Here is a 12909-nt window from a genome sequence, read left to right as displayed (position 1 = left end):
GGGGTTTTCCGGGCGGGCCGGGCCTAGACGGGGTGGCGGAAGCCGATGGTGGGGACCGCGCGGCGGCGCGGGCAGGGGGCGGCGCCGGGCGGGACCAGGGCGTCCAGGAAGGCGTAGCGGCCGCGGAGGGCGTCGGGGGCCGTGCGCCACCAGTGGGCCACCTCGGGCCAGCCCGGGGCGGAGAGGGAGCCGCCGAACTCCTGCACCGACAGGGCGGCGGTCAGCCCGGCGAAGGCCAGCCGGTCGGCGAGCGGCCACCCCGCGAGGCTGCCGGTGACGAACCCGGCCACGAACACGTCCCCGGCCCCGGTGGGGTCCAGGGCGTCCACCGTGATCGCGGGGACCTCCGCGGTCTCCCCGGTGCGGCCGTCGACCGCGTACGAGCCCTCCGAGCCCATGGTCACCACCGCGACCGGGACCTTCTCCGCGAGGGCCCGGGCCGCGGCGCGCGGACACTCGGTCCGCGTGTAGCGCATCGCCTCCCCCGCGTTGGGCAGGAACGCCTCGCAGTGCTCGAGGTCGGCCAGGGCCCCCAGGTCCCACCGCCCGGTCTCGTCCCAGCCGACGTCCGCGAAGATCCGCGAGCCCCGGCGGGCCGCCTCGGAGATCCAGTCCGCGCCCTGTCCGGCGCCGAGGGAGGCCACCGCGGCCCGGGCCTTCGGGGGGCACCAGGGGAAGGGGCCGGGGCCCGCCGGGGGCGGCGCCTCGTGGCCGTGGGAGACCATCGTGCGCTCGCCCTCGTACGCCATGGAGACGGTGACGGGGCTGTGCCAGCCGGGGATGGTGTGCGACATGGACAGGTCGATGCCCTCGCCCTGCTCCAGGGCGTCCCAGCAGTACTCGCCGTAGTGGTCGTCGCCGAAGGCGGCGGCCAGCGAGGTGCGCAGGCCCAGGCGGGCGAGGGCGGTGGCCATGTTGGCGACGCCGCCGGGGCTGGACCCCATGCCGCGCGCCCAGGACTCCGTACCGCGCACGGGCGCGGAGTCCAGGCCGGTGAAGATGATGTCGAGGAAGACCGTGCCGGTCAGGAACACGTCGCAGCCGGGCTCGTGAGGGTCGCGCACCGGGCGGAGCGGGTCGAGGGTGATGCGGCTGTCCCGACTGGTCACGGCGTACTCCCCGTTGGTGTGTCGTTTCTGCGTACGGTCCGGAAAGCTGCCAGCCCTGCCCGGGCCCGACCGGACCAAACCCCAGTGTGACGCACCTCACTGGACGCGGTGCGCCCACGGAGCCCCTAGCGCTTCGGCAGTGCCACCCGCCCCAGGTCCGCGGCGACCGTCAGCTCGCCCTCGAACCCCGCCGCCCGGGCCTGGCGTTCGAACTCCGACGGGTCCGCGTACCGCTGCGAGAAGTGCGTCAGCACGAGGTGCCGCACCCCGGCGTCCCGCGCCACCCGGGCCGCCTGTCCGGCGGTGAGGTGGCCGTGGTCCTCGGCCAGCCGGACGTCCGCGTCGAGGAAGGTCGACTCGATGACCAGCATGTCGCAGCCCTCCGCCAGCGCGTCCACGCCCTCGCAGAGCCGCGTGTCCATGACGAAGGCGAACCGCTGACCCGGCCGGTGCTCGCTGACGGCCTCCAGCGTGACCTCGCCCTCCGGCCGCTCCAGCCGCCCCTCGCGCTGGAGCCGGCCCACGTCCGGCCCCTTGACCCCGTACCGCGCGAGCAGTGCGGGGACCATCCGGCGCCCGTCCGGCTCGGTCACCCGGTAGCCGAAGGACTCCACCGGGTGCGAGAGCCGCCGCGCCTCCAGGACGTACGAGGGCCCGCTCGCGAGCACCCCGTCGGCGGCCACCGGCTCCTCCCGCAGCGCCACGGTCTCCCGGTAGGCGGTGGCGTACCGCAGCCGGTCGAAGAACCTCTGCCCCGAGGCCGGGTAGTGCGCCGTCACGGGGTGCGGGACCTGGTCGAGGTTGATCCGCTGGATCACCCCGGCCAGGCCCAGGCTGTGGTCACCGTGGAAGTGCGTGACGCAGATCCGGTTGATGTCGTGCGCCGCGACGCCGGCCCGCAGCATCTGCCGCTGCGTGCCCTCGCCCGGGTCGAAGAGGATGCCCTCGCCGTCCCAGCGCAGCAGGTAGCCGTTGTGGTTGCGGTGCCGGGTGGGAACCTGGCTGGCGGTGCCGAGGACCACGAACTCGCGTACGGACACGACTTATCCGGGCGGCCACTGGAGGCCGCGGCCGCCCAGGACGTGCAGGTGGGCGTGGAAGACGGTCTGGCCCGCGCCGGCCCCGGTGTTGAACACGACCCGGTAGCCCTGGTCGGCGACCTCCTCCGCCGCGGCGATCTCCCCGGCCTCACGCAGTATGTCGGCGATCACCGTCGGCTCGGCGGCGGCGAGGGAGGCCGCGTCCGGGTAGTGCACCTTGGGGATGACGAGCACGTGGGTCGGCGCCTGCGGGTTGATGTCCCGGAAGGCGAACGTGGTCTCGGTCTCCCGGACCACGGTCGCCGGCACCTTGCCGTCGACGATCTTGCAGAACAGGCAGTCCGCCTGCGGTTCCCCGGCCATTCGCTGCCGCCTCCCGTGACGTTGATCGGTCCGGGCATGCTATCGGCCCCGCGGCGCGGGCTCCCGCCGCCCTGGCCGGGCACGACCGGCTCCCGACCGCCCCGCCCGGCCGGGGCCCGGCGCCGCTGCGCGGGGCGAGGTCCCCTACCCGCCCTTCCACCGTTCCCAGGGGCTCCGCCCCTGACCCCGTTGCGCTCAAACGCCGCGCGGGCTGGATGTATCCAGCCCCGCCGGCGTTTGAGGCGCGGAGGTCTGGGGGCGGAGCCCCCGGGGGGGCCGGGGCGGAGCCCCCGGGGGGCCGGGGCGGAGCCCCCGCCGGGGCGGAGCCCCGGGGAACGGGCGAAGGGCGGGTAGGGGACCCAGCCCCGCGCAGCGGCACCCCCCGCGCCCCGGGCCGGCCCCGCAGGGCAACGCCCTGCACCAACAACCGCCCGGCCAGGGCAGAGGCGATCGTTACGACCAGCGGCCCGTGCGGGCCAGGAGGACGGCCGCCGCAGCCGTGCCCGCGGTGGACGTGCGCAGCACCGACCGCCCCAGCCGGTACGGCCTGGCGCCGGCCTCCGCGAAGACGGCCAGTTCCTCCGGCGAGACCCCGCCCTCGGGGCCGACCACCAGCACCACCGACCCCTTCTCCGGCAGCGGAGCCGTCGCCAGCGCCTGCGACGGGGTGTCACGGTCCTCGTGCAGCACCACCGCCAGATCGGCCTGCGCCAGCAGCGCGGCCACCTGCTTCGTGGACATCGCCTCGGCCACCTCCGGGAACCGGACCCGGCGCGACTGCTTGCCCGACTCCCGCGCCGTGGAACGCCACTTGGCCAGGGACTTCGCCCCCCGGTCGCCGCGCCACTGCGTGATGCACCGCGAGGCCTGCCACGGCACGATCACGTCGACGCCGGTCTCCGTCATCGTCTCGACCGCCACCTCGCCCCGGTCGCCCTTCGGCAGCGCCTGCACCACCGTGATCCGGACGTCGGGCTCCGGCTCCTCCAGCACGGCCTCCAGGTCCGTGACCACCAGCCGGTCCTTGCCCTCGGCCGCCTTGACCACGCCCTGCGCCCACCGGCCGCGCCCGTCCGTGAGGACCACGTCCTCGCCCGGGCCCAGCCGCTTCACGGACACCGCGTGCCGCCCCTCGGGGCCGTCCAGCACGAACTCCGGCCCCGCCGGAACCTCTTCGACCACGAACACGGGGGCCGTCATGACGTTCTCCTCATCTGCAATGCGTTCAACGCGTTCTGCGCCCCGGCCAGTTCGGCCGCCAGCACCTCCACCAGCTCCCCGGCCGGCAGCGCCCGTGCCAGCCGGTGCCCCTGGCCCGCCCACAGGGACATGCCCTGCGGGTCCCCGGCCGCCGCGGCCGCCTTGCGCAGCCCCGCGGTCATGTGGTGGACCTGGGGGTAGGCGGCCGGCGCGTACGGCCCGTGCTCCCGCACGAAGCGGTTGACCAGGCCCCGCGCGGGCCGGCCCGTGAAGGCCCGGGTCAGTTCCGTGTGCGGGAACATCAGGTCGGTCAGGGCCTTCTTGTGCATCGGGTGCGCGCCCGACTCCGGGCAGGCCAGGAAGGCCGTGCCGAGCTGCGCCGAGTCCGCCCCGGCCGCCAGCACCGCCGCGATCTGCGCGCCGCGCATCAGGCCGCCCGCCGCGGTGATGGGCAGGGCCACGGCCTCCCGTACCTGGGCGACCAGCGCGAGCAGTCCGACGCCGGCCGTGCCGTCGGTCTCCGGGTCGTCGCGGTGGGTGCCCTGGTGGCCGCCCGCCTCGACGCCCTGGACACAGACGGCGTCGGCGCCCGCCGCCTGTGCGGAGCGGGCCTCCTCGACGGAGGTGACGGTGACGACGGTACGGGTGCCGGCCCCGCGCAGGCGGGCGAGGACGTCGGGGGCGGGCGTGCCGAAGGTGAAGGAGACCTCCGGGACGGGGTCCTCCAGCAGGATGGCCAGCTTCGCCTCGTAGCCGTCGTCGCAGTTGCCGACGGTGTCCTCGGCGGCGAGCGAGACCTCGTACCAGCCGGCCTCGCCGGCCAGCTGCCCGCGGTAGGTCTCGACGGCGGCCGGGTCGACGTAGCCGGTCTGCGGCATGAAGATGTTCACGCCGAAGGGCCGCCGGGTGAGGCCGCGCGTCTGCTTGATCTCCTGGTACATGCCGTCGGCGGTCTTGTATCCGCCGGCCAGGTAGCCGAGTCCGCCGGCCTCGCACACGGCGGCGACGAGCGGCGGGCACGAGACGCCGCCCGCCATGGGACCCTGCACGATCGGGTACCGGGGGAGGCCGTTCGGTGCGGAGGACATGCACCGCATCGTGCCACGTCCCGGCCACCGGGCCGAACCGTCGCATTCGCCTGGCATAGTCCGCTTCCCCGGTGTGTCCGGGAATCGCCCCGCGCGGTGTCCGGGAAGCACGGAGCCCGGCCCGGGATTCCCCGGACCGGGCTCGTACGACGTGCCGCCGCCCGCGTCAGCGGCCGTTGAACGCGTCCTTCAGGCGGCTGAACAGGCCCTGCTGGCCGGGGGCGAACTGGCCCATCGGCCGCTCCTCGCCGCGCAGCTTCGCGAGCTGGCGCAGCAGCTCCTCCTGCTGGGCGTCCAGCTTGCCGGGGGTGGTGACCTCGACGTGGACGATCAGGTCGCCGCGGCCGCCGCCGCGCAGGTGGGTGACGCCCCGCCCGTGCAGCGGGATGGCCTGGCCGGACTGGGTGCCGGGCCGGATGTCGATCTCCTCCATGCCGTCCAGCGTCTCCAGCGGGCACTTGGTGCCCAGGGCCGCGGCCGTCATGGGGATGGTGACCGTGCAGTGCAGGTCGTCCCCGCGCCGCTGAAAGGTCGGGTGCGGCAGCTCGTGGATCTCCACGTAGAGGTCGCCGGCGGGGCCGCCGCCGGGGCCGACCTCGCCCTCGCCCGCGAGCTGGATCCGGGTGCCGTTCTCGACACCGGCGGGGATCTTGACGGTGAGGCTGCGGCGGGAGCGGACCCGGCCGTCGCCCGCGCACTCGGGGCACGGGGTCGGGACCACGGTGCCGAAGCCCTGGCACTGCGGGCAGGGGCGCGAGGTCATGACCTGGCCCAGGAAGGACCGGGTGACCTGGGAGACCTCGCCGCGGCCGCGGCACATGTCACAGGTCTGCGCCGAGGTGCCGGGGGCGGCGCCCTCGCCGGAGCAGGTGCCGCAGACGACGGCGGTGTCGACCTGGATGTCCTTGGTCGTGCCGAAGGCGGCCTCGTCCAGTTCCAGGTCCAGGCGGATCATGGCGTCCTGGCCGCGGCGGGTCCGCGAGCGCGGGCCGCGCTGCGAGGCCTGGCCGAAGAAGGCGTCCATGATGTCGGAGAAGTTGCCGAAGCCGCCCGCTCCGAAGCCGCCCGCGCCGCCACCGCCGCCCGAGGAGGACAGCGGGTCGCCGCCGAGGTCGTAGACCTGCTTCTTCTGCGGGTCCGAGAGGACCTCGTAGGCCGCGTTGATCTCCTTGAAGCGCTCCTGCGTCTTCGGGTCCGGGTTCACGTCCGGGTGGAGTTCACGGGCGAGGCGGCGGAAGGCCTTCTTGATCTCGTCCTGCGATGCGTCGCGGCGCACGCCGAGTACGGCGTAGTAGTCCGTGGCCACTTACGACTCCGCCAGGATCTGTCCGACGTAACGTGCCACTGCGCGTACCGCTCCCATCGTTCCGGGGTAGTCCATGCGGGTCGGTCCGACCACGCCGAGTTTGGCGACTGCTTCGCCGCCCGAACCGTAGCCGACGGACACGACCGACGTGGAGTTGAGTCCCTCGTAGGCGTTCTCGTGACCGATTCTTACGGCCATTCCCGACTCACCGGCCTCGCCCAGCAGCTTCAGGAGCACGACGTGCTCCTCCAGCGCCTCCAGCACGGGCCTGATGGTCAAGGGAAAGTCATGTCCGAAGCGGGTGAGGTTGGCGGTGCCGCCGATCATCAGCCGCTCCTCCGCCTCCTCCGCCAGCGTTTCGAGGAGGGTCGCGAGGACGGCCTTGACGGTCGCCCGGTCGTCGATCTCGAACGACTCCGGAAGGTCCTGCACCAGCTGCGGCACGTCCGTGAAGCGGCGGCCGACGACCCTGCTGTTCAGACGCGCCCGCAGGTCGGCGAGGGAGTTCTCGCCGAAGGGGGTCTGGGTGTCGACGAGGCGCTGCTCGACGCGGCCGGTGTCGGTGATGAGCACGAGCATCAGCCGGGCCGGGGCCAGCGACAGCAGCTCGACGTGCCGCACGGTGGAGCGGGTCAGCGACGGGTACTGGACGACGGCGACCTGCCGGGTGAGCTGCGCGAGCAGCCGTACCGTGCGGCCGACCACGTCGTCGAGGTCGACGGCGCCGTCGAGGAAGTTCTGGATGGCCCGGCGCTCCGGCGTCGACAGCGGCTTGACGCCGGCCAGCCTGTCGACGAAGAGGCGGTAGCCCTTGTCCGTGGGGATGCGGCCGGCGCTGGTGTGGGGCTGCGCGATGTAGCCCTCCTCCTCCAGCACGGCCATGTCGTTGCGCACGGTGGCGGGCGAGACGCCCAGTTTGTGCCGCTCGGTGAGGGCCTTGGAGCCGACGGGCTCCTCCGTCCCGACGTAGTCCTGGACGATGGCACGCAGCACCTCGAGTCTGCGTTCGCTGAGCATCGCGCACACCTCCGGATGCGGTCGGTCGTCGGTCAGGCCGTCGGGGCCGGTCCTGGCTTGTTGGCACTCTGCGCGTGTGAGTGCCAGAGATCCCCCGGTCAGTGTACGGCCGGGTAGTACGCCGCAGGCAAGGGCGGCCCGCCAGGGTAGCGTCACCGCATGGACGTACGTTGGGAAGAGGCGGGCTGGGAAAGGGTCACCGGACGGGTCGGCCGGAGACGGCTGCCGGTGTGGGACTGCACCGTGGGACTGGTGGTGGGGGACGAGTCGGTGCTGCTGATCGACCCGGGATCGTCCGTGCGCGAGGGCGCGCAGGTGCGGGCCGAGGCGGAGCGGCTGACGGGCCGGCGCGTGACCCATATCGCATTCACCCACGGACATTTCGACCACGTGCTGGGCGGCGGGGCCTTCGCCGGTGCCGAGTTCTTCGGGGCGGTGGGCCTGGAGCGGCTGCTGTCGGCGCCGACGGGCCGCGAGGAGGTGCGGACGAGCGCGGTCCGGATGGGTCTGGCGGAGGCGGAGGCCACCGAGGCGGCGGACCTGCTCCAGGCGCCCCGGCACCTGGTGTCGGGCGAGTGGACGCTGGAGCTCGGCGGGGTACGGGTGCTGCTGGCGAACCTGGGGCCCGCTCACTCCGAGCACGACCTGGCCGTCTTCGTGCCGGGCGAGCGGGAGGCGGTGTTCTGCGGGGACCTGGTCGAGGAGTCGGGCGAGCCCCAGGCCGGCTCGGACGCGGTGCCGGGCCAGTGGCCGGCCGCACTGGACCGGCTGCTGTCGCTGGGCGGAGACGACGCGGTGTACGTGCCGGGTCACGGAGCGCTGGTGGACGCGGAGTTCGTGCGTGCGCAACGCGACACACTGGCGGCCAGGTTCGGCGTGTCGGGGGCCTGAGGGCGCCGGCTCTCCTAGTGTCGGCCGGATGCGTGAGTACTCCCCCGACCTGACCCCGCAGTGGAAGCGCTCCAAGCCCGTGCCGGAGGTGCCGGCGGACCCGGACCTGGTGGTCGAGGTGGCGGGTACGGACTTCTGCGGCGCGGTGGTGGCCTGCGAGGCGGGCACGGTGACCCTGGAGGACCGCTTCGGCAAGCGCCGGGTGTTCCCGCTGGAGCCGCGCGGCTTCCTGCTGGACGGCGCGGTGGTGACCCTGACCCGCCCCGCGCGGGGCCCCGCCGCGCCGGCCCGTACGGCTTCGGGCTCGATCGCCGTCCCGGGGGCGCGGGCGCGGGTGGCGCGGGCGGGGCGGATCTACGTGGAGGGGCGGCACGACGCCGAGCTGGTCGAGCGGGTCTGGGGCGACGACCTGCGCATCGAGGGCGTGGTGGTGGAGTACCTGGAGGGCGTCGACGACCTGGCGGCGGTGGTCGCCGACTTCGCCCCCGGCCCGGACGCCCGTCTCGGCGTCCTGGTCGACCATCTGGTGCCGGGCTCGAAGGAGTCCCGGATCGCGGCCTCGGTGACGGGCCCGGACGTGCTGGTGGTGGGCCACCCGTACGTGGACGTCTGGCAGGCGGTGAAGCCGTCGGCGCTGGGCATCCGGGCCTGGCCGGAGGTGCCGCGGGGGCAGGACTGGAAGACGGGCGTGTGCAGGGCGCTGGGCTGGCCGGAGAACACCGGGGCCGCCTGGCAGCACATCCTGTCCCGTGTGACGTCCTACCGGGACCTGGAGCCGACGCTGCTGGGGCGGGTGGAGGAGCTGATCGACTTCGTCACCGCTCCCTGACCGGGCTACGACAGGGTGCCGAACTCGGTGGTGTCGAGCGTGACGCCGAGGACGTCGAGCGGGACCGGATCACCGAACTTGCCGGTCCACTCGTTCCGGTAGTCGGCCTCTTCTCCGGCACCGAAGGGTTCGGTGAGCACCACGCACTTGGCCTGGAAGGGGTCGATGATCAGGTAGGCGGGGATCCTCCCGCCCGCGTAGATGGAGCGCTTGGTCACGTAGTCGCGCAACTTGCTGGTCTTGGAGACGACCTCGACCACCATCGTCAGCACCCCTGCGGGCAGCAGACGGCCCGACTCGGGCGCAGCCTCGATGGGGAGGACCACGAGATCCGGCTGCGGCTCGGACGATTCCGCCGGGATGTCCACGTCCTGTGTCTGGAGCGGATACCAGCGATCCATGGGGATCTGCCGCTGCACGAACATGACGATCAGGTTGTGGACCACGTCCGGCCCCGCCATCATCACGATTTCCCCCCTGAGGAGCTCGACCTTGATCCCCTCGGGAGCCTCGAAGCTCTCGAAGTACTCGGTCATCCGGCGATCATCCACAGCGGTCATCTCCGTGCCCTCCACTTCTGCCGCCGGGGTTGCGACAGAAGGCTACGAACAGGCTAGGCCGCACCCGCCCGTATTCGCAGCGATTCACTCCGGGGAGTGATCAGTCCACCAGGTCCCGCACCACCGCGTCCGCCAGCAGTCGCCCGCGCAGGGTCAGGACCGCCCGTCCGGCCTCGTACGGGGCCGGCTCCAGCAGGCCGTCGGCCAGGGCGCGGCGGGAGGCCGCCAGGCCCGCGGGGGCCAGCAGGGACAGCGGGACGCCGTCGACCAAGCGGAGCTCCAGCAGGATCCGCTCCACGCGGCGGTCCTCCGCCGACAGCAGCTCGCGGCCCGCGCCCGGGGAGCGGCCCTCCGCGAGGGCGGCCGCGTAGGCGCCGGGGTGCTTCACGTTCCACCAGCGGACCCCGCCCACGTGGGAGTGGGCGCCGGGGCCCGCGCCCCACCAGTCGGCGCCGCGCCAGTACAGCTCGTTGTGCAGGCAGCGGCCGGCCTCGGTGGTGGCCCAGTTCGACACCTCGTACCAGGAGTAGCCGGCCCGCTCCATGATCTCGTCGGCGATCAGGTACCGGTCGGCGTGGACGTCGTCGTCGGTCATCGGGACCTCGCCGCGGCGGATCCGGCGGGCCAGCTGGGTGCCCTCCTCGACGATCAGGGCGTACGCGCTGACGTGGTCGGGCCCGGCGCCGAGCGCGGCCTCCAGGGAGGCCCGCCAGTCGTCGTCGGACTCGCCAGGGGTGCCGTAGATCAGGTCGAGGTTGACGTGTTCGAAGCCCGCCGCGCGCGCTTCGGCGACGCAGGCCTCGGGGCGGCCGGGGGTGTGGGTGCGGTCGAGGACCTTCAGGACGTGCTGCTTCGCGCTCTGCATGCCGAAGGAGATCCGGTTGAAGCCGCCCGCGCGCAGCTCGGCGAGGTACTCGGGGTCCACGGACTCCGGATTGGCCTCGGTGGTGACCTCGGCGTCCTCGGCGAGCCCGAACTCGTCGCGGATCGCCGCGAGCATGCGTACGAGGTCTCCGGCGGGCAGCAGCGTGGGCGTGCCGCCGCCGACGAAGACGGTCCGCACGGGGCGCGGGTCGTCGCCGAGCACCTTGCGGGCGAGGCGGACCTCGTCGATCAGGGTGTCGGCGTAGTTCTCGCGGGAGGCGAGGACGCCGCCGGTGCCGCGCAGCTCGGTGGCGGTGTAGGTGTTGAAGTCGCAGTACCCGCAGCGGGTGGCGCAGTACGGGACGTGCAGGTAGAACCCGAGCGGCCGCTCCGCGGCGCCCTCCAGGGCGTGCGACGGCAGCGAGCCGTCTTCGGGCATGGGGTCACCGTCGGGCAGTGCGGAAGGCATGCCGCCATTGTCCCGCACCGCCCCATGGTCGTTTACGCCTCGCCGGACGCGGGCGCGGGGCGGCGCGTGGCCGCGTACGGCGAACGGCGGTCGGGACCGGGCCCCCGGCCCCGACCGCGCCGCCGGCCCCGACCGCGCGGGCAGGACCCGACCGCGCCGGCCGCGCACGGCCCGCACCCGTCCCGGGCACCGGCGCGCGGGGTGCGCGGGGCGGCCGCACCGCCCCGCCCCGTCCGGCCCGCCGCCAGGCGTCAGGCTTCCCGGGAGCCCTCGTACATCTCCTCGATGAGGTGCTTGAACTCACGCTCGACGGCCGGCCGCTTCAGCTTGAGGCTGGGGGTGAGGTCGCCGTGCTCGACGTCGAGGTCGCGCGGCAGGATCCGGAACTTCTTGATCGTCTGCCAGCGCTGGAGGCCCTCGTTGAGGGTCTGGACGTAGGTCTCGACCAGCCGGTTGGTCTCGGCCGCGGCGAGGACCTGGGCGTACGTCCTGCCCTCCAGGCCGTTCTCGGCGGCCCAGCCGAGGATGGCGGGCTCGTCGAGGGCGATCAGGGCGGAGCAGAAGTTCCGGTCGGCGCCGTGGACGACGATGGTCGACACGTACGGGCAGATCGCCTTGAACTGGCCCTCGATCTCGGCCGGGGCGACGTACTTGCCGCCGGAGGTCTTGATCAGGTCCTTCTTGCGGTCGGTGATGCGCAGGTAGCCGTCCGGGGAGAGTTCGCCGATGTCGCCGGTGTGCAGCCAGCCGTCGCTCTCGAGGACCTCGGAGGTCTTCTCGGGCTGGCCGTGGTAGCCCTGCATGATGCCGGGGCCGCGCAGCATGACCTCGCCGTCGTCGGCGATGCGGACCTCGGTGCCGGGGAGCGGCTTGCCGACCGTGCCGGTGCGGTAGGCCTCGCCGGGGTTGACGAAGGAGGCGGCACTGGACTCGGTGAGGCCGTAGCCCTCCAGGATGTGGATGCCGGCGCCGGAGAAGAAGTAGCCGATCTCGGGGGCCAGGGCGGAGGCGCCGGAGACGGCGGCGCGCAGGCGGCCGCCGAAGGCCTCGCGGAGCTTGGAGTAGACGAGCGCGTCGGCGACCTTGTGCTTGGCGGTGAGCGCGAGGGGGGCGGTGGCCCGGCCGGTGCGGCGGTAGTTGTCCTGGGTGACCTTGGCGTACTCGCGGGCGACGCCCACGGACCACTGGAAGATCTTGTACTTGGCCCCGCCGCCGGCCCGGGCCTTGGCGGCGACGCCGTTGTAGACCTTCTCGAAGATGCGCGGGACGGCCGCCATGTAGGTGGGCTGGACGACCGGCAGGTTCTCGATGATCTTGTCGATGCGGCCGTCGACGGCGGTGACGTGGCCGACCTCGATCTGGCCGGAGGTGAGGACCTTGCCGAAGACGTGGGCGAGCGGCAGCCACAGGTACTGGACGTCGTCCGAGTTGATCATCCCGGTGGCCACGGTGGCCTTGGCCATGTACGACCAGTTGTCGTGCGGCAGGCGCACGCCCTTGGGGCGGCCGGTGGTGCCGGAGGTGTAGATCAGGGTGGCGAGCTGGTCGGGGGTGATGGCCGCGATCCGGTCCTTGACCGCCGCGGGGTGCTTGGCGAGGTACTCGTTGCCGCGCTCCTCCAGCTCGGCGAGGGAGAGCACCCAGCCCTCCGGGTCGCCCTCGGCGGGGACGGCGTCGGCGGCTTCCAGGACGACGACGTGGGCGAGGTCGGGGAGGTCGGCGCGGCGCTCGCGGGCCTTGGCCAGCTGCTTGGCGTCCTCGGCGATCAGGACCCGGCTCTCGGAGTCCGAGAGGATGAAGGAGGACTCCTCGGCATTGGTGCTGGGGTAGATCGTGGTCACCGCGCCGCCCGCGCACATGACGCCGAGGTCGCAGAGGATCCACTCGACGCGGGTGTTGGAGGCGAGCGCGACGCGCTGCTCGGAGTGCAGCCCGAGGGAGATCAGTCCGGCGGCGATGGCGAAGACCCGGTCGGCGGCCTGCCCCCAGCTGAGCGACTTCCAGTCGTCGGGACCACCCTCTCGGCCGGCCGCGGCCACGGGGAAGCGGTAGGCCTCCGCGTTCGGCGTGGCGGCGACGCGGTCAAGGAAGAGGGCCGCCACGGTGGGCGGACGGTTCTCGATCAAGGTCTGTGTGTCGCTCACGGACGTCCTCCGGACCACGCGGCAGGGCC

General features: G+C 73.5%; 12 protein-coding genes. 2 read left to right on the top strand and 10 right to left on the bottom strand.

Annotated features, from left to right (window positions below):
* Positions 1-23: 23 nt before the first annotated feature.
* The 7 genes from ABD973_RS21735 to hrcA all read right to left on the bottom strand — a co-directional run bounded on the left by ABD973_RS21735 (position 24) and on the right by hrcA (position 7123).
* The gene (locus ABD973_RS21735) at positions 24-1109 is read right to left on the bottom strand and encodes a carbohydrate kinase family protein (protein WP_206436516.1); all 1086 of its coding nucleotides are present in this window, start codon (positions 1107-1109) and stop codon (positions 24-26) included.
* A gap of 125 nt (positions 1110-1234) precedes the next feature.
* Positions 1235-2149 (bottom strand): ribonuclease Z, encoded by a 915-nt coding sequence (locus tag ABD973_RS21730; protein ID WP_125594827.1) that lies wholly within the window; start codon positions 2147-2149, stop codon positions 1235-1237.
* Positions 2150-2152: 3 nt separating this feature from the next.
* Positions 2153-2512, bottom strand: a complete 360-nt coding sequence (locus tag ABD973_RS21725) for a histidine triad nucleotide-binding protein (RefSeq protein ID WP_345501597.1) — start codon at positions 2510-2512, stop codon at positions 2153-2155.
* 453 nt (positions 2513-2965) lie between these two features.
* Positions 2966-3712, bottom strand: a complete 747-nt coding sequence (locus tag ABD973_RS21720; RefSeq protein WP_125594825.1) for a 16S rRNA (uracil(1498)-N(3))-methyltransferase — start codon at positions 3710-3712, stop codon at positions 2966-2968.
* Positions 3709-4800 (bottom strand): nitronate monooxygenase, encoded by a 1092-nt coding sequence (locus tag ABD973_RS21715; RefSeq protein WP_125821089.1) that lies wholly within the window; start codon positions 4798-4800, stop codon positions 3709-3711. Before ABD973_RS21715 ends, ABD973_RS21720 begins: the two co-directional genes overlap by 4 nt.
* 166 nt (positions 4801-4966) lie before the next feature.
* Positions 4967-6106: a molecular chaperone DnaJ gene (gene dnaJ, locus ABD973_RS21710; protein WP_007263998.1), complete on the bottom strand. Its 1140-nt coding sequence runs from the start codon at positions 6104-6106 to the stop codon at positions 4967-4969.
* The gene (hrcA, locus tag ABD973_RS21705) at positions 6107-7123 is read right to left on the bottom strand and encodes a heat-inducible transcriptional repressor HrcA (RefSeq protein ID WP_125594823.1); all 1017 of its coding nucleotides are present in this window, start codon (positions 7121-7123) and stop codon (positions 6107-6109) included.
* A 159-nt stretch (positions 7124-7282) separates the two neighbouring features.
* Between hrcA and ABD973_RS21700 the strand changes: the two genes are divergently transcribed.
* Together ABD973_RS21700 and ABD973_RS21695 are read left to right on the top strand one after the other, a co-directional pair.
* Positions 7283-8014 carry an MBL fold metallo-hydrolase gene (locus ABD973_RS21700; protein WP_125821090.1) on the top strand — a complete coding sequence of 244 codons (732 nt, stop codon included), beginning with the start codon at positions 7283-7285 and terminating at the stop codon, positions 8012-8014.
* Between the two features lie 28 nt (positions 8015-8042).
* Complete coding sequence (locus tag ABD973_RS21695) at positions 8043-8843, top strand: DUF3097 domain-containing protein (protein ID WP_125821091.1); 801 nt, start codon at positions 8043-8045, stop codon at positions 8841-8843.
* A gap of 5 nt (positions 8844-8848) precedes the next feature.
* On the opposite strand, the gene ABD973_RS21690 is transcribed toward ABD973_RS21695, so the two are convergent.
* The 3 genes from ABD973_RS21690 to ABD973_RS21680 all read right to left on the bottom strand — a co-directional run bounded on the left by ABD973_RS21690 (position 8849) and on the right by ABD973_RS21680 (position 12880).
* Positions 8849-9403 carry a Uma2 family endonuclease gene (locus tag ABD973_RS21690; protein WP_125594820.1) on the bottom strand — a complete coding sequence of 185 codons (555 nt, stop codon included), beginning with the start codon at positions 9401-9403 and terminating at the stop codon, positions 8849-8851.
* Positions 9404-9503: 100 nt separating this feature from the next.
* Positions 9504-10736, bottom strand: coding sequence for a radical SAM family heme chaperone HemW (hemW, locus tag ABD973_RS21685; RefSeq protein ID WP_125821092.1), 1233 nt, complete (start codon positions 10734-10736; stop codon positions 9504-9506).
* Between the two features lie 251 nt (positions 10737-10987).
* On the bottom strand, positions 10988-12880 hold the full coding sequence (locus ABD973_RS21680; RefSeq protein WP_125821093.1) for an AMP-dependent synthetase/ligase: 1893 nt from the start codon (positions 12878-12880) through the stop codon (positions 10988-10990).
* Positions 12881-12909 lie beyond the last annotated feature (29 nt).

This window comes from Streptomyces racemochromogenes, from assembly GCF_039535215.1.
Classification (GTDB): domain Bacteria; phylum Actinomycetota; class Actinomycetes; order Streptomycetales; family Streptomycetaceae; genus Streptomyces; species Streptomyces racemochromogenes.
The sequence above is the reverse complement of the archived record's forward strand: the minus strand, read 5'-3'. Positions and strand labels throughout refer to the sequence as shown.

Bases quoted from the DNA above. Each gene is read 5' to 3' on its own strand.
- ABD973_RS21690 (WP_125594820.1), bottom strand. From the start codon at position 9,403: ATGACCGCTGTGGATGATCGCCGGATGACCGAGTACTTCGAGAGCTTC.
- ABD973_RS21700 (WP_125821090.1), top strand. From the start codon at position 7,283: ATGGACGTACGTTGGGAAGAGGCGGGCTGGGAAAGGGTCACCGGACGG.
- hemW (WP_125821092.1), bottom strand. From the start codon at position 10,736: ATGCCTTCCGCACTGCCCGACGGTGACCCCATGCCCGAAGACGGCTCG.
- ABD973_RS21695 (WP_125821091.1), top strand. From the start codon at position 8,043: ATGCGTGAGTACTCCCCCGACCTGACCCCGCAGTGGAAGCGCTCCAAG.
- hrcA (WP_125594823.1), bottom strand. From the start codon at position 7,123: ATGCTCAGCGAACGCAGACTCGAGGTGCTGCGTGCCATCGTCCAGGAC.
- ABD973_RS21720 (WP_125594825.1), bottom strand. From the start codon at position 3,712: ATGACGGCCCCCGTGTTCGTGGTCGAAGAGGTTCCGGCGGGGCCGGAG.
- ABD973_RS21715 (WP_125821089.1), bottom strand. From the start codon at position 4,800: ATGTCCTCCGCACCGAACGGCCTCCCCCGGTACCCGATCGTGCAGGGT.
- ABD973_RS21725 (WP_345501597.1), bottom strand. From the start codon at position 2,512: ATGGCCGGGGAACCGCAGGCGGACTGCCTGTTCTGCAAGATCGTCGAC.